The organism is Exiguobacterium aurantiacum, from assembly GCF_001766415.1.
GTDB lineage: Bacteria > Bacillota > Bacilli > Exiguobacteriales > Exiguobacteriaceae > Exiguobacterium > Exiguobacterium aurantiacum_A.
Map to the genome: position 1 here is coordinate 294,290 of NZ_MKXO01000003.1, position 17,320 is coordinate 311,609.

Genomic DNA, 17,320 nt, shown 5'->3' on the forward strand with positions numbered 1-17,320 from the left:
TAGAGATTATTGGAGGAACTCATTGTGCAGTGGATTGCTAGTATCATCTTTTTAGTGACGCTCTTCCTCATCATCAAGCAACCGAAAGGCCTCGGCATCGGTTACTCGGCGATGGGGATGGCGGCCATTGCCCTCATCACCGGGGTCGTCAATTTTGATGACGTCGGAACGGTATGGGGCATCATTTGGAACGCGACGTTTACGTTTATCGCCATCATTCTCATCTCGCTCATTTTGGATGAGATCGGATTCTTTGAGTGGGCCGCTTTACATATGGCTCGGATCGCCGGGGGCGGCGGTGTCAAACTGTTCGTCTACATCACGCTTCTCGGTGCGCTCGTCGCCGCATTATTCGCGAACGACGGGGCGGCGCTCATTTTGACGCCGATCGTGCTCGCGATGGTACGGGCGCTTAAATTACCGGACGCCGTCGTCTTGGCGTACGTCATCGCCTCGGGCTTCATCGCCGATACGGCAAGTTTGCCGTTCGTCGTCTCGAACCTCGTCAACATCGTCTCGGCCGACTTCTTCGGCATCGGTTTTGCTGAGTATGCGGCGCGGATGGTGTTCGTCAACGTGTTCGCCGTCGCCGGCAGTTTGCTCGTCTTGTACTTGTACTTTAAAAAAGACATCCCGAAGCAGTACGACTTGTCAAAACTCGTCGAGCCGAGCACGGTCATTAAAGACCATAAGATGTTCCGCTTGTCGTGGGTCGTCCTCGCTCTGCTCGTCATCGGCTACTTCACGAGCGACATCATCGGCATCCCGGTCTCGCTCGTCGCCGGTGTCATCGCCCTATTTTTCCTGATCATGGCGAACCGTTCACCTGCTGTGAAGACGGAGCAAGTCGTCAAAGGCGCGCCGTGGGCGATCGTCTTCTTCTCGCTCGGGATGTACATCGTCGTCTACGGCCTACAAAACGCGGGGCTGACGCAAGTGCTCGCCAACTTCATCGACTGGTTCTCAGGTAGCGTGTTAACGGCTACGTTCGGGATGGGCTTCTTGGCCGCGATCTTATCGTCGGTCATGAACAACATGCCGACCGTCATGATCGACGCGCTCGCCATCGATTTAACGAATACGTCGGGTCAGATTCGCGAAGCGCTCATCTATGCGAACGTCATCGGTTCCGACCTCGGACCGAAGATCACACCGATCGGGTCGCTCGCGACGCTCTTGTGGCTTCACGTGCTCCGGACGAAAGGACTTAAGATCGGTTGGGGGCAATACTTTAAAATTGGAATCGTCTTGACGATCCCAACGCTTGCCATCACGTTGCTCGGCCTGTATATTAGCTTACTACTATATTGAGGAGTGGATTTTCTATGAAGTTAGTCATCATCGGTTCAGTCGCTGCCGGCACATCGGTCGCGGCGAAAGCACGTCGTAACAACGAAGACGCACAAATTACGATTTACGACCGCGATTACGATATCTCCTACTCGGGTTGCGGGATCCCATATTACGTCGGAGGCGAAGTCGAGTCACGCGATGACTTGACGCCACGCGACGCCGCTTTCTTCAAAAAGCGTTACAACATCGATGTCATGACGCGTCATAACGTGACGGCGATCGACAAAGACGTGAAGACGGTCACGGTCGAAAACCTGGAGACGGGTGAGACGTTCACGGACAGCTATGACGTCCTCGTCCTCGCGACCGGCGCCTCGAGCATCGTCCCGCCGATCCCGGGCGTGAAGTCAGATAACGTCTTCCCGATCCGCAACATCCAGAACGCGGAAGCGACACGCAACTTCGTCGACGCGACGAACCCGAAACATGCGACGGTCATCGGGGCCGGCTTCATCGGTCTTGAGATGGCCGAGCAGCTCAAACTTCGTGGCATCGACGTCACGATCATCGAGCGCATCCCGCAAGTGATGCCGCCGCTCGACAAAGACATGGCGTGCCGCGTCGAGGACCACCTCGAGAAGAACGGCATCGAGCTGTTGCTCGGTGAGACCGTGACAGAGCTCGTCGGCGACGGTCACGTCGAACGCGTCGTCACGGAAAGCGGGAAGACGATCGAGACCGACCTCGTCATCCTATCGGTCGGTGTCCGTCCGAACACGGAACTCGCCAAGTCGATCGGTGTCACGATCGGTGAGACGGGTGCGATCGCCATCAACGAACGGATGGAGACGAACGTGGACAGCGTCTATGCTGCCGGCGACGTCGCTGAAAGCGTCTCGCTCGTCACGGGTAAACCGATTTGGCGCCCACTCGGCTCGACGGCGAACAAGATGGGACGTTCACTTGGTGATCTCCTCACGGGCGGGGAACTCGAACACCGCGGCATCCTCGGGACGGGCATCTTCAAAGTGTTCGGCCTCGCAGTCGCGCAGACGGGTCTCTCGGAGCGTGAAGCGCGTGACCTCGGCTACGACGTCGAAGTGCTCCACAACACGAAACCGGACAAGCCGGCCTACATGGGCGGGAAAGACATGACGATCAAAGCGGTCGGCGACCGGGCGACACGTCAACTGCTCGGCGTCCAAATCGTCGGCTTCGAAGGCGTCGACAAGCGTATCGACGTGTTCGTCACGGCGATCACGTTCAAAGCGAAAGTTGATGATTTGTTCCACCTCGACCTCGCGTACGCACCGCCGTTTTCGACGACGAAAGACCCGGTCATGTACACGGGGATGGCACTGGCGAACAGCATGAACAAGTCGGCCCGTCTCATCACGCCGGCTGAGCTACAGCAGCGGATCGACGCGGACGAGGACATCCAGGTCATCGATACACGGAAAGCGGCGCAGTTTGAGAAGGCGTGCGTCGACTGTGCGGTCAACATCCCGCTCGGCAAGCTTCGCGAGGCGTCAAAAGACCTCGATAAAGACAAGCCGACGGTCGTCTACTGCAACGGCGGCGTCACGGGGAACGCGGCGCAAAACGTGCTCCGTAACCTCGGTTTCACCGACGTCTACAACTTGTCAGGTGGCAACAAGAATTATCAGTTGTTTAAAAAATACGGTAACTAATCAATTAGACCCGACTCACATGAGTCGGGTCTAATTTGCATGTTGCTGATTCCATTTACTGACCCGGTTGCGACCGCTACGTTTGGCGACGTACAGACCGAGGTCGGACTTTTTGATGAGTTGTTCGGACGTGACGATCTTTGGTTCGGACGTACTTGTGACGCCGATCGAGACGGTGATGTTGAGCTGTTTGCCGTCCGGCAGCAAAAATGGACTTTCCGCGATTTGACGCAAGTAGCGGTTGGCGATGACGAACCCTTGCGACAAGTTGCAGTCCGACAACAGCACCGAGAACTCTTCGCCACCGTGGCGACACACCATGTCATCGGTACGGGCCGTCTCTGTGAGCCGTTTGCCAAGCTCGATCAAGATGGCGTCGCCGGCATCATGGCCATACGTATCGTTCACCGATTTAAAATGATCGATATCGAGTAAGAGCAGCGTGATGTCGTAAGGACTCGAGAACACTTCCTCGTCGACGCGCTTCATCTCTTCCTCGAAGCGACGACGGTTGCCAAGACCCGTCAAGGCGTCGGTGTAGGCGGCTTCTCGATATTTTGTGATCTGCCGTTCCGTGCGCTGCATCTTGCGGATGCCCCCATAGACGATATGGAGGACGAACCCGGTTGAATATCCAATCATGACGAAAGCGATCAACGTATAGACGTACATTTTTGGAGCGGCATAGTTACTAAAATTTAAGAACGAGAATAAAATGATAAATCCGAGGCTGATGGCGTTGACGATGCGGATGTCCCGCGTCGGTTTGATCCGCTCCCGGAGTTTCATATAGACGACTGCGGTGGTGGCCGCGACCGTATAGTCGAGAAAAACGATTAACAGCAACGTATCCGATATGATGAACGGGAGCAGAAGTATGCTCGAGACGTACGTGATCCGGACGCCTTGGAGGCCAAAGTAAAGGCCGGCAATGATGATGGGGACAAACCCGTACTGAAAGTCGGCTTGGGCGTTCCAGAGCACACCATGCAACGTAATCACGATCGTCAGGCCGGCGAGGAGTAGTGAAATCGTGATTTGCCGTCTTAACGGGAGCTTGCTCGTGAACCCGAGCTTCGTGAGGCGCGAGATCATATAAAGGCCGATCAGCAGTAAGCTGGCGTTGGCAATCAAGTTATTGATTAAATTGGTCATCGACATTTTAAAAATTCCTCCCCTATTTTCTATATTCGGCAGATGAGGATAAAAAAGCAATCATTTTGTGATGGGAAAATGAGTTCGAACCAACAAGTGGCTTGATATGGGAAACGTTAGTCGTTTATTTAGAAAAGAATTGAAATTAAGGAAGCAAACGTTTACAATTTTTGTGTAAGCGTTTTCCTAAATTCGTGCTACAAGGAGGGACCCACATGGTCAACAAACAATGGAAACCAGTATGGGCAGTTGTGCTAACGTTTGCACTGATTCTGTCGATGTTTCCGATGTCAGCGTCTGCCCTTGATAAAGGCAAGTCGACACTAGTCGTCGTCCACTATCAAGAGGCGCCAGACAATCAAATGGATTGGAACTTATGGCTTTGGGCGAATGGCCCAGATTACTTCCCGAACAAAGGCTTCGCCTTTAACGGCGAGGACGATTACGGCAAGGTGGCGGCCTACGAATTCCCGGTCGACTCACCTGAACAGATCGGTCTCATCGTCCGAACGGACAATTGGGACAAGGATAAAGGGTCGGAAAACGACCGCCTGATCACGAAAGACATGATCAAGGACGGTGTCGCCGAAGTGTGGATCAAGTCGGGCGACTCGAAAATCTACACGTCGAACCCGGACGGGGAGACGGAGAAGACGGAAGTCGACATGAAAGTCCACTACTTCCGCTATGACAATACATACACCGACTGGGGTGTTTGGACGTGGCCGGACGGTGGCGACGGTCAAAGCATCAACTTTGATGAGACGGACGCCTACGGCGGTGTCGCGAACGTGAAGTTTGCGAATCCGGATGCGAAACAACTCATCGGTCTGATCACGAAAAAAGGCGAATGGTCCGACAAGGACGGCGAAGACCGCTTCGCGCTCAGCACGGCGAAAGAGATTTGGCTCGTCGAAGGTGATTCGACGATTTACTATTCAGAGCCAGAAATCGACCGCTCACCAAAAATCGTCTCGTTCGAGGCAAACACGTTCCGTCAGGCGGAACTAACGCTCAACCGCGCGATCGATGAGCAGTTCCTTAGTGAATTGAAGGTCGATGGCGCGGCAGTCGAGTCGGTCGAGAAGACTGGCGACAAATCGGTCACGGTAAACTTCAGCGCTGACCTCGACTTGGCGCAAGTCATCACGGCGTCGCACCCGACGTTCGGTGACAAAGTGCTGCAAGCGGGCGACGTACTTCGGTCACCAGAATTCGATGCGAAGTATGCGTATAACGGCAAGCTCGGCATCACGTATCAAAAGTCGAAAACAAATTTCGTCTTGTGGGCACCGACGGCTCAAGACGTTTCACTCGAACTGTGGAACATGCCGAAAGACCGTCCGGCGAACGACAAGGATATCAAGAAAACGATTGCGATGAAACGCGGCGAGCGCGGCACGTGGACTGCTGAAGTCCGTGGCGACCTCGACGGCATCGGCTACACGTACAACGTCAAGCATGCGTCAGGCAGCGTCCGTGCGGTCGATCCGTATGCGACGGCGGTCGGCGTCAACGGGGACCAAGGGGTCATCGTCGACTTGAACGAGACGAAACCGAAACGTTGGAACTCGATGAAACCGAAGCTTCAAAACGCGACGGACGCGATCATCTACGAGACACACGTCCGTGACTTCTCAATCTTTGACGTCACATCGAACACGTACGATTCAGGAATTCGCTATAAAGGCAAATACCTTGGTGTCGTTCAACCGGGTACTCGTTTGATTGAAAACGGGAAGAAGACGGCGACGAAGACAGGCCTTGACCACGTCAAAGACCTCGGCGTGACGCACGTCCAGTTCATCCCGGTGTATGACTACAACACGGCCTCGGTCGACGAGACGAAACCGAACGCGACATACAACTGGGGCTATGACCCGAAAAACTATAACGCGCCGGAAGGCTCATACTCGACGAACCCTTATGACGCAAAAGTTCGAATCATGCAGATGAAAGAAATGATTCAAGGCCTCCACGACCACAACTTGCGTGCCGTCATGGACGTCGTCTACAACCACATGTTCGATGCGCAAGCCTCGAACCTTCATAAGATCGTACCAGGCTACTACTACCGTTACACGGCAGGCGGCGACTTCGCGAACGGGACGGGCGTCGGCAACGACACCGCGTCTGAGCGCAAGATGATGCAAAAACTCATCGTCGATTCAGTCGTCTACTGGGCGCAAGAATATCATTGGGACGGGTTCCGCTTCGACCTCATGGGCATCCACGACGTTGAGACGATGAACCAAGTCCGTCAAGCGCTCGACAAAGTCGATAAATCGATCCTCGTCTTCGGCGAGGGTTGGGACCTCAGCACACCACTCGACCCGGCACTGAAAGCGAACCAAAAGAACGCCTACAAGATGCCCCGCGTCGCGCACTTTAACGACAACATCCGTGACGGCTTGAAAGGCAGCGTCTTTATCGACACGGACAACGGCTTCATCAACGGCAAAGACGGTCTTGAGAACCGCATCAAGACGGGAATCGTCGGTGAGATCGACTACAATGCCGAGATCAAAGGCTTCACGAAAGAGCCGACGCAAGCAATCACGTACGTCGAAGCGCACGACAACCACACGCTTTGGGACAAGCTCGAACTCACGAATAAAGAGACGGCGGAAGCGGACCGGACGAAGATGCATCGTCTCGCGTCAAGCATCCTCTTGACGAGCCAGGGGACGACATTCCTCCACGCCGGGCAAGAGTTCATGCGGACGAAAGAAGGCGACCACAACTCGTACAAATCACCGGACCGCATCAACCAAATGGATTGGAAACGCGCCGCTGACCGTAAGGCGGACGTCCAGTACATGAAAGGCTTGATCGAGATGCGTAAACAAAACCCAGGGCTTCGCATGACGAAAGCGACTGACGTCAAGAAGAACGTCAAGTTCTATCGTTCTGCGCCAAACGTCATCACGTATTTGATCGATGACAAAGCGCCTGGCCAGAAGAAAGACTTGTTCATCACACATAACGCCAACGCAGAAACAGTCAAAGTGAAACTTCCGACAGGACAGTGGAACGTGATTGTCGACGGCAGTCAGGCAGGAACGAAGACGATCAAACGCGTCTCGGGCTATGTCGACGTGCCATCGTATGCGACGGTCGTCGTAAAACAACCATAATGCGCGAGACCACGGAGCCAATATCCGTGGTCTTTTTTGCGTCATCATCGTGTGGAGGAGTAGGTTGACAGCACATTAAGACATGACATTTTTTTGAATATATGTATGTAATACGGTTCATTTCCCTTATTTGCAAAATGCAGAAGCTCTTTCAACTAGTCAATCTTGTATAATCAAGTTAACACGCATCGAAACGTGACATTTGTCACACGAAAGGGTGATACACATGGGCTTCTTCCGTAATTGGAAGCATGTATTGGAATCAAACGTTGAGCAGGCTGAGCATGAGGGGAGAATCAATATCGATCCGTTATTGCTTGATCAATATCCGGACGCGGTGTACGTCCTGGATCGAGATTTGAACTTCGTCGACTCGAACGAAAAGTTGTCGCTTCTCTTTAGCGGGGAAGAGGAGCGTTTCGTCCATCCTGCCTCCTGGCTTCCAAAACTAGAAAGCGAACGTGTTCACGCCTTTCATCAGCGGGCGCTCCAAGGGGAGACCGTTCATTATGAACTGAAAGCGTTGAATGCGGACAAGCGACGCATTCATCTGTCGGTCACGAATACGCCGCTCTATACCGGCCGGGTCATCACCGGCCTGTACGGCGTCGTCAAAGACTTGACGACCCAGATGGAACTGCGCGAACGATACAATCGGATGAAAGTGGGACGGACGCTGTTCGAGCGCATCCCGGGTCTCATCCTAATCGAACTTGACCTCGAGTCCGGCGAGTTTTACCATTCACCACAGACGGGTGAACTGCTCGGGCTGTCTAAACGACAGTTAGGGGGAATGGAGCGCGAGCATTTCCGTAATATGATTCATGAGAATGAACGTGAAGCGTTTGCGGCGGCGGTCGAGTCACTTATCAATGACCCCGAACAGCACGACTATGAGACTCAAGTCAAAGCGTTCAATCCGAAGCAACAAAAATATTTGGACTTGATTGTCCACGTCGGGATATCGAAAGATCGGAAATCGGTGACGTGGGCGATGTTCGACCTCACGAACTTGGTCGATGCCGAATCGGCGCTCACGAAAGAACGGTTAAAAGTGAAACAACTGTGCGAAATCGTCGACTCGGTCATTTTTGAACGTTACTTCGAGACGAAACAGTTCAGATTTTTGACACCGGGCTTCTCGCTCATCTTTGGCTATACGGAAGACCAGTTCAATACGCACCCGGACTATTGGCAGCGTATCGTCGTGCCGGATGACCTTCCGAAAATCAAACAGGCACGCGAAATGACGCTCAGCGGAAAACCGGTGACGTTCTCATACAGAATCTTCGCCAAAGGGAACGTCAAGTGGGTCGAAGAAAACCGGGAACCGATTTTCTCTGAAGGCGGAATCGTCATCGGGTTTCGGACGCTCGTCAAAGACATCACCCAACTGAAAGAGCAGCAACAAGAGATCTGGCGCCTCGCCTCGCTCGACCCGATCACGAACATGCCAAACCGTGAGTCGATCACAGGATCGGTCTATCAACTCACGCGCAAACGCGATCCGTTCACGTTGTTCTCGCTTTCGTTCAACCGCATCACTGAGATCAACAATACGTTCGGCTACGAGCTCGGTGACGAGTGGCGTATCGCGACGGTGAATCAATTGATTCGTCTGTTGCCACAAGACGCCTTGCTCGGTCATCTCGATGCGGATAACGTCTTGATCGTGTTGCCACGCCGGATGGAAGACCCGGAAGTGCTCGCGCTCGGGAAAGAGTTTGGGACGCTGTCGAAGCACCGGTTCCGTATTGACGCGTATGACTTGTTCGCGCGCATCTCCATGAACCGGGCCGATAAAAAGTTCGGGACGAAACTCGAACTGTATTCGTCCCAAATGGACATCGAGTCACTTAAACGCTACGAGCTGTTGCGCGATATGCGAGGTGCGCTGCAAAACAACGAGTTCTATTTGATGTATCAACCGAAAGTGAACGCCTGGACCGGTCAAATCGTCGGAGCCGAGGCGCTCATGCGCTGGACGCACCCGACGTGGGGATCGATCTCGCCGGCTGAATTTATTCCGCTCGCCGAGGAGAGCAACCTCCATCTCGACTTGACGAACTGGTTGATCGAAGAGGTGTGCCGCTATATCACGTCGCTCAAACATCGAGTCCCGATCTCGATCAATGTCTCGGCCAAATACTTGTATCAAGAACGGTTTGAACGCGTGTTTGAAGAGATGTTAGACCGCTTCCACGTCCCGGCGTCGTATCTCGAAGTCGAGATCTCGGAGACGTCACTGTTAGACGACGCCCAGCAGATCACACAGGCGTTCGAGCGGTTGAACAACCTCGGTATCCCAATCGCGTTTGACGACTTCGGGAAAGGTTATTCGTCGCTTGCTTACTTGCAGGCGTACAGTGCCCAGACGATCAAGATCGACCGCATCTTCGCCCATAACGTCAATCAAAGCCGAAAAGCCCAAGGCATCATCCGGAGTCTGCTCCTCATCGCCGAAGAGTTCGGGATGAACGTCGTCGTCGAGGGTGTCGAGATGATGGATGACCTGCTTCGGCTCCGTGAGTTCGGTTGTCACGTCATTCAAGGTTTCATTTTCAGCCGACCGTTGCGAGAATCCGATTTTGAACAAGCGCTCGAAGCGGGAACGCTCATCCCGATCGAGGAGTACGTCGAGACGATCCAACCGTCGAACCGGTTGATCCACGCCGGCATCACGATCACGCGGCTGCGCAATCAAGCGGTCGCGGTCGGGACATCGCCGATCGTCATCATGAAGCGCGGTTTTAAAGCGATTGCCTTTTATGGCTCGATCCGGTTACCGGTCGATAGTGATATCAATCTCGTCATCTTGCTTGATGACGGGCAGCCGTCGCTGCCGATTCAAGTGACGCGATTGACCGAGCTTGCGAACGGATTGTATCAATATGAAGCGACGTACGAACAGACCGTCGAACTCGAGAAACGGTTGACCGCGCTCGAGAGTGACAAACCGCGCGGCTTCACGATTCAACAAGCGAAAGATTTAGTCGAAGAATGAGACACAGCGAGCCGGATTTGCCGGCTCGCTTTTTGTGCGCCCTAAAACTAGAAACGGGACGTGATTTTCTCTAAGATGGAAGGGACAGATTAGAAGAGGAGACAGAAACGATGGATCGACTACAGGCAGCCCGCCACTTTTTCTCACAACTTGAAGGGGAGCATACCGAACGGTTACGGGAGATCGAAGCCGAAATCGAGCGGACCGGGACGTACACGCTCACGACGGACGAATTGGCGTCCGGGGCAAAACTCGCATGGCGCAACTCGAACCGCTGTATCGGCCGCTTGTTTTGGCAGACACTCACCGTCCATGACGCGCGTGACGTGGAAACGTTCGATGACGTGTTTGAAGCAATCGTCGCCCATCTTCGCTACGCGACGAACGATGGAAAGATTCGCTCGACGATGACCGTCCTCCCGAACCATTTTCGGATTTTGAACACACAACTCATCCGTTACGCGGCGTACGAGACGACAGACGGCATCGTCGGTGACCCGCTATCGCTGTCGATGACGAGACAAGCGATGCGTCTCGGGTGGGTCGGGGCTGGGACGGCTTTCGATCTGTTACCGCTCTTGCTTACAGACGGGAACGAGATCCGCATGTATGAACTGCCAGCCGATGCCGTGCTCGAGGTCGATATTCGCCATGACGACGTCGATTTGTTCGGGGGACGTGACGTCAAGTGGCACGCCGTCCCGGCCATCGCTGACATGGAGCTTGAAATCGGTGGACACCGCCTCACATCGGTCCCGTTCAACGGGTGGTACATGGAGACAGAGATCGGGGCGCGCAACCTCGCCGACGTCGAGCGCTACAACTTGCTCCCGCTTGTCGGGGCATCACTCGGTCTCGATACGACAAAAGAGCGGACGCTCTGGCGTGACCGCGCCCTCGTCGAGCTGAACGTCGCCGTCTTGCAGTCGTTCGAGCGCGCCGGCGTGACGATTGTCGACCATCATACAGCGGCGAAACAGTTTAAACGGTTCGAGAAAAATGAGACGGACGCCGGTCGTGACGTGACCGGAAAGTGGAGTTGGCTCATCCCGCCGCTGTCACCGGCCTCGACCCACGTCTTTCATCGGCACTATGATGACAAGATTGTGACGCCGAACTTGTTCGCACGGTCAGGTTGTCCGTTTTCAGCGTTTCAAGCCAAGCCAAAAGAGGAATCTAAAGGCTAGGAAACGAAACGAAAGGATGATGAACGTGGCAGTCCCAATCTGGAAACGCGCTGTAGCTAGTCGAATCGATAAAATCCTATTAGAAGCACCCGCGAAACTCGTCGAGAAGACGATCCGTAAAAAAATCTGGCCGGATAAAGAAGTGAAGCATTATTACTTACCGACAATCGTCTCCATCGCAGGAGAAGCCTACTTCTTGCTCAACCGGGACGGGCAGACGATCGGCGACAAAATCGTCGGGATTAAAGTCGTGAGCCAAGACGGCCGTCCGCTAACGCTCGAACAAGTCATGAAACGGACGCTCTACAAGGACGTCGTCTATCCGGCGACGCTCGGTCTACCACTTCTTCGTGCACTTCAACAGATGAAGTCGAATAAAGACCTCGAACTGCCGCACGATGAGTTCGCCCATACAAAGCTGATTTCGACAAAATGAACGGGAGCAGGGCGATTCCGCAATCGTTCTGCTTTTTTCTTCGGGGAAGTGGCGAAGAAAATGGGTTATAATGAAAGAGGAAAAAATTGAACGACTACTGGAGGACTATTTGTTATGACAAAAATTGCATGGATCACCGATAGTATGGCCAACTTCTCGAAAGAGGAGGCCGCCCAGCTCGGCGTCGAGATCGTCCCGATCCAATTGATCGTCGATGGGAGCGGCTACAGTGAAGTCGACCTCTCGATTGAGGAATTGCACCGCTACATGATCGACCAAAAGAAAGAAGCGAAGACGTCGCAACCGATTTTTGGTGACTTCATCTCGCGTTATGAGCGCTTAAAAGAAGAAGGGTACGATTGCGCCATCGCCGTCCACTGTTCGAACGGATTGAGCAGCACCGTCAAAAACTCGAGCGCAGCGGCTGAGGCGGCTGGGTTTAAAGTTTATACGGTCGACTCGCACGCGGCGCTCGAGGCGCAACAAGAGCTCGTCCGTCTCGGTCTCGCTGCCGAGAAGGAAGGCAAGTCGGTCGAGGAGATCGTTGCTCTTCTCGAAGCGTGGCGTGACAAGAAAAACTTCTTCATGATCATCGGGAACATGGAGACGATGCGCCGGGGCGGACGTGTGTCATCAGGTGAGATGTTCCTCGCGAACATCTTGAACATCAAACCGATCATCACGCTCGACGAATCCGGGAAAGTCATCCCGTTCAAGAAAGTGCGTTCAATCAAAAAAGCGTACGCTGAGATGGTCACCGAACTCGAACGTCTTCATGCGGCGAACGGGATTTATAACAACCGCGTCTTCGTCCAGACGGCGCTCGCGCCAGAGATGCAAGACAACCTCGTCGCCCTCATCCAAGCGAAATTGCCGGAGGTTGACGTCGTGAAGACACGTTTCTGTCCGTCGATTGCGGTCCACGCCGGCTTTGAGACGGTCGGTGTGCTTTGGCTCGACGCTTAAGTTGAAAGGGGGAGACAGCATGGAAGCAGTGAAGGCACTGACGACATTGAAAGAGCGGGTCGCGGATGCGGAGCAGTTGCTCGTCTATGTCTCGCACCCGGGATGCAGCGTCTGTCACTCGCTCAAGCCGCAAGTCGAGGAGATGCTCGTTGATTTTCCCGACATCGAGGCGGTCGCGGTCGATTCAGACGAAGTGCCAGATATCGCCGGCGCCTATTCGATTTTCACCGTACCGGTCGTCTTGTTCTTCATCGACGGCAAAGAGATGCTCCGCCGGGCCCGGTTCGTGCCAATCGGCGAACTGACCCACCAGCTCGAACGGCTCCAAGAGATGAGAAAGTAAATCCACAGACATGTGTCTGTGGATTTTTTTGATTGTCGTGATGATGTAACGGGAATTAATGAAGTGGTTCTGTCACTTTTGCAACGAAGGAACGGAGGAATCTGTGATGGAGATGATACGCCACTCGGAATGGGCTGAGACAAAGCTCACGCTCCATTTGCTGTCGCAAATCTTGGGGAAAATCAAGTTGGCTTTGGCTCCGCAAGAGCCACAATGGACACACGTCACGTTGCCCGTTGCGCTGAGCGGTTTTTCGACTGGCCCGCTCGTGCAAGGGGAGACGTGGCTACAACTCGACGTCGATGTCTTTCAATCTCATATCAGAGTCCAAGTCGGTGCCGACACGTCGGTATTCCCGCTCGAAGCAGGCAAGTCGATCAGTACGTACTATGAAGAAATCATGGGTGCCCTGCGCGCAAACGGCGTCTCGGTCGTCCTCAATCCGAGAACGCAAGAGATGCGGGAGTTACGGATGTTGGACCGTGATGACACACCGCTCGCTTATGACGCCGTGGCGGCGCAACGAGGCATCCGTCTGTTTCAATACGCCGCGCGGGAGCAATTGGCATTTCTCGCGCCGCTCCGCTGCCGGAAAGTGAAGCCGGGCCTGTTTTGGGGAACGTTTGACGTCTCGTCGCTCATCGTCTACGGACGCCCTGAGCCGTTCCCGCAAGATAAAGTCATCGAGAAGGCGGCGTTTGACGAGCACATGGTCGAGTTCGGGTTTTGGCTCGGTGATGAAGCGGTCGATATTCCGACGTTCTTCATCTTGCCGTACCCGTTCCAGTACACGGAGATCGGGACGGAGCGGCTCAAACCGCAAGACGCCTATTATGATGCCGGCAAGAGCGAGTTCTTTTTATCTCTTGAGAACGTAGGGGAAACGAGAGACGTGCAGGCGTTCTTCCGGACGTCGTTCGATATTTTGAGCGAACAGCTCGAGTGGGAAGGGTGCGACCATTACTTTATGCCGCTCGACATGCCGAAACAACAAGAGCCCACAGACGAATGATCTGTGAGCTCTTGTTTACTTTAGGGGCTGGTAGCGAGTAGATGGCCCATTTCCGACACGGATGATTTTCCGTTCGGCTATTAGCTGTTCGATTAGTTTTCGAACAGTACCTTTTTGTTGCTCGTCCGATGGCGCCCCGACTCCTGCAGGAAAGCAATCCGACGGAGACCCAGCAGCGACGCGAGTCGCGATGCGGCTCCGGGATTGCCTGCGGAAAGCGTGGGCGCCGGAAGGACGAGCGATATCAAAAAATCGATCAATCTGGATGTGGGTCCAAATTAATCGATTGACATGTTATTCTGCAATTTGTGGTACGAGGTAGATCAAGCCGAACGGGTTATGGAGCAAGTTGTCGATTGACGTGCGCTCGTCTTCGCCCATCTCGACCGTGAACGTCTTGCCGTCCTCGAACGTGAAGCTGTCGCCGTCACCGAACATCGATCCGCCTGCGATCAAATGGAAGTTGAACGAATGGATGACGTGGATCGCGTCTTCGATCTCGAGCGTTTCCGGTACGGCGACGTCGGCGTGGCCGAACGCTTTCATGCCCCACGACACGTACGCCGTCTCTTCTTCCGTGATGGCGGTGAGGAGCGAGTAGTCGAGGGCGAGGTCTTCTTCTTTCGACGCTTGCCATTCGTCTTTCGAATAAGCGACGCCTGCCGTCTCGACCATGACACCGAGTCCGCCGGCGTTCAACAGGGCGTTCGCCCCGCGACGGGCCGCGGCGATGTCTGTCACATCATTGACGTCGCCGATCAAATAGACGATATGCGTGTGGCGCGTGAGTCCTTTGGCGATTTTCGGTGTGAAGCCGCTCGTGCTGGCGTGAATCATCGCCTCGGCGAGCGCCGGGTCGCGTTCGACGACTTCGACGGTGAACGCTTTTCCGGTCTCGTCTTCTAACAGCAACAGGCCGGCCATCGTATAGCCTTCGCTATGTAAACTGATTTTTTCGCTCACGGCCTCGGCCGATGGCCAGTTTCCTGGGATGGCGAGCAACACTTGTGTACGGTTCATTAGAATCATCCTCTTCTGCAAATAGTTAGGCCCCTCAAGCGAGAGGCCTAGTCTCTTTTCTTATTATGCCCTATTTTGAGCAAAATTATTCTTGATACGTCTTCAACACTTCTTGGAGCGGGATTTGATCGATCTTGCGCCGGCTGACGAACGTGCTGACGAAGAACAAGATCGTGACGGCCCCGACCGTATAGAGCACGTAGATCCATTCAAACTCGAGCGGCAAGACGAGCCCGTAGTCCTCGGCGAAGACGACGATGATGATCCGGAGGACGACGAGGGCGATCGGGATGCTCAGGAGTGCCGAGATGAGCGCGTAGACGAAGTAGCTGTCAAGAATCATCGAGCGGACCTCACGTCGATTATACCCCATCACTTTGAGGAGCGAGATGACGTAATAGTTCTTCTCGACCGTGAGCGCGGTCAAGACGAACAAGATGCTGAAGGCGATCAAGGCGGAGCCGCCGATCATGACGTTCATCATCAAATTCATATACTCGTTGATCGACTCGGACTGTTCGATCAAGCCGTCGCGCGACAGAATCGTCGGATACACCGACTCGTCCGGCCGTTCACTGGCGTAGACGCCGTTGAACAAGTCGCTCGAGGCGCCGTCTGTCAGCTCGTTGCTGAGCATTTCAATCGGTAAATAGACGACGTCACCCGTGAAGTCGTCGGCGATGCCGAGGATTGGGTACGATAACGTCTTCCCTTCGAGCTCGAGGTCGATCGTGTCGCCGACGTCAAAGCTTTGTTTTAAGGCGAGCGGTTCGGTGACGATGACGCCGTCGGTTGCAGGGGTCAATTCGTTCCCGTCCCGGTCTTGCAACCGGTAGAGCGTGTTGTCGTCGCTCAAGCCTTTAAGGGTGACGAGTTGATCCTCGACGAACGCGAACGGATAGGCGAGGAACGGTTCCTGACCGTCGGCGAGCATTGGTGGCGATTCCGTGTTCGCGTACGCCTCATACGCATAGTCGACGTCGTTCAATCCGCCGACCGTCATCCGGTCGACGGCCCCGTTCATCATGAGCGCGAACACGATCAACAATGTCGAGAACAAGATACCGAGGAAGAAGATGATGAAGCTGCCCGTGCTTTTGACGGCGTATAAATATTTGAACTTCGTTTTCCCGCTGGCCCGGCTTAGCATTCGGCTGACGAGCCGGCTGAGCCGGTTGAGCGATATGTTGTCGCGCGGTGATAACAGTGCGAGCGCGCTCTCGCCCATAAGCTTGTAGATGACGGCACCGGCGACGATGGCGAAGAACAGTAGTGGGGCGAAGACGGCGGTCAAAAAGACGAGCGGGTTTTGTGCGATCGTGATCGATGGTAGCAGATAGAAGTCGAGGTACAGGTTTTTGAGCGGGTCGGCGAAGTAGAGGCCGAGGAAGTACCCGATGACGAGCATGAGCGTCGCGAACACCAAGATGAGCACCAAGTAGGGGGTTGAAATCTGGCGCCGGTTGTAGCCGATCGCTTTCAACAGCCCGATCTGACCGCGTTCGGCCTCGAGCATGTTCGAGATGAGAATGGCGACGATGATGACGGCGATCGAGACGATGAATAGGCTAAGTCCGAGCGCCATCGCTTTCCCGGACGAGATTTCACTATAGATGGCCCCGCTGCGCATAATATTCTCCGTCTCCATGACCGAGACGACGAACGGGAGCTCGCCGGTGTCGATCGCGCCGTCCGTGACGCCTGCGAGCCGGAACGATTCCGTCCCGACGACCGCTTCATACGCCTCGTCCGTCATGAGCAGGAGCGTCTGCGTCCCGGCGTCGAGATTGAAGAAGTTCTCATCGAACAGCGGGAGCGTATAGTCCGGGAACAAGACGAAACCGCTCACCGTGAACGGCGTGCCGAGGTTGATCGTGTCACCGACCTCGATCCCGTTCTTCTCGGCGTATTTGGCGTTGAGCGCGACCTCGTCGTCCGTCGTCGGACGCGATCCCGCTTCGAGGTAAGACTGATTGATCGTCATTGTTTCTTTTAAGACGAGCCCCCGATGTTCACTGCCCGCGAATGGATAAGTGATCAGTTTGGATTCGCGAAGTTCGATTGTCGCCTCGGGCA

General features: G+C 54.4%; 12 protein-coding genes. 9 read left to right on the forward strand and 3 right to left on the reverse strand.

Annotated features, from left to right (window positions below):
• Window positions 1-24 precede the first annotated feature (24 nt).
• Both BJU60_RS09030 and BJU60_RS09035 read left to right on the forward strand, forming a co-directional pair.
• The gene (locus BJU60_RS09030) at window positions 25-1,311 is read left to right on the forward strand and encodes an arsenic transporter (RefSeq protein ID WP_070328559.1); all 1,287 of its coding nucleotides are present in this window, start codon (window positions 25-27) and stop codon (window positions 1,309-1,311) included.
• Window positions 1,312-1,325: 14 nt separating this feature from the next.
• A complete protein-coding gene (locus tag BJU60_RS09035) occupies window positions 1,326-2,984 on the forward strand; it encodes an FAD-dependent oxidoreductase (protein WP_070328560.1) in 1,659 nt (552 codons plus the stop codon).
• 30 nt (window positions 2,985-3,014) lie between these two features.
• On the opposite strand, the gene BJU60_RS09040 is transcribed toward BJU60_RS09035, so the two are convergent.
• A complete protein-coding gene (locus tag BJU60_RS09040; RefSeq protein ID WP_070328561.1) occupies window positions 3,015-4,145 on the reverse strand; it encodes a GGDEF domain-containing protein in 1,131 nt (376 codons plus the stop codon).
• A 209-nt stretch (window positions 4,146-4,354) separates the two neighbouring features.
• Here BJU60_RS09040 and pulA point away from each other — a divergent pair, with 209 nt between their 5' ends.
• The 7 genes from pulA (at window position 4,355) to BJU60_RS09075 (ending at window position 14,224) form a co-directional block, all read left to right on the forward strand.
• Complete coding sequence (gene pulA / locus BJU60_RS09045; RefSeq protein ID WP_254281681.1) at window positions 4,355-7,276, forward strand: type I pullulanase; 2,922 nt, start codon at window positions 4,355-4,357, stop codon at window positions 7,274-7,276.
• Between the two features lie 256 nt (window positions 7,277-7,532).
• On the forward strand, window positions 7,533-10,280 hold the full coding sequence (locus BJU60_RS09050) for a sensor domain-containing protein (RefSeq protein WP_167615715.1): 2,748 nt from the start codon (window positions 7,533-7,535) through the stop codon (window positions 10,278-10,280).
• 110 nt (window positions 10,281-10,390) lie between these two features.
• Complete coding sequence (locus BJU60_RS09055; protein WP_070328563.1) at window positions 10,391-11,467, forward strand: nitric oxide synthase oxygenase; 1,077 nt, start codon at window positions 10,391-10,393, stop codon at window positions 11,465-11,467.
• A 19-nt stretch (window positions 11,468-11,486) separates the two neighbouring features.
• Window positions 11,487-11,903 (forward strand): RDD family protein, encoded by a 417-nt coding sequence (locus BJU60_RS09060; protein WP_236633340.1) that lies wholly within the window; start codon window positions 11,487-11,489, stop codon window positions 11,901-11,903.
• Between the two features lie 114 nt (window positions 11,904-12,017).
• Window positions 12,018-12,869 (forward strand): DegV family protein, encoded by an 852-nt coding sequence (locus tag BJU60_RS09065; RefSeq protein ID WP_070328565.1) that lies wholly within the window; start codon window positions 12,018-12,020, stop codon window positions 12,867-12,869.
• A gap of 19 nt (window positions 12,870-12,888) precedes the next feature.
• Window positions 12,889-13,212 carry a thioredoxin family protein gene (locus BJU60_RS09070; protein WP_070328566.1) on the forward strand — a complete coding sequence of 108 codons (324 nt, stop codon included), beginning with the start codon at window positions 12,889-12,891 and terminating at the stop codon, window positions 13,210-13,212.
• A 106-nt stretch (window positions 13,213-13,318) separates the two neighbouring features.
• The gene (locus tag BJU60_RS09075) at window positions 13,319-14,224 is read left to right on the forward strand and encodes a DUF5996 family protein (RefSeq protein ID WP_083274090.1); all 906 of its coding nucleotides are present in this window, start codon (window positions 13,319-13,321) and stop codon (window positions 14,222-14,224) included.
• A 294-nt stretch (window positions 14,225-14,518) separates the two neighbouring features.
• Here the strand turns inward: BJU60_RS09075 and BJU60_RS09080 are convergent, their stop codons facing one another.
• Both BJU60_RS09080 and BJU60_RS09085 read right to left on the reverse strand, forming a co-directional pair.
• Window positions 14,519-15,244 (reverse strand): DUF4261 domain-containing protein, encoded by a 726-nt coding sequence (locus BJU60_RS09080; RefSeq protein ID WP_233589709.1) that lies wholly within the window; start codon window positions 15,242-15,244, stop codon window positions 14,519-14,521.
• An 85-nt stretch (window positions 15,245-15,329) separates the two neighbouring features.
• Window positions 15,330-17,320, reverse strand: a 1,991-nt coding sequence (locus BJU60_RS09085) for an ABC transporter permease (protein ID WP_070328568.1), incomplete at its 5' end; no start/stop codon positions are given.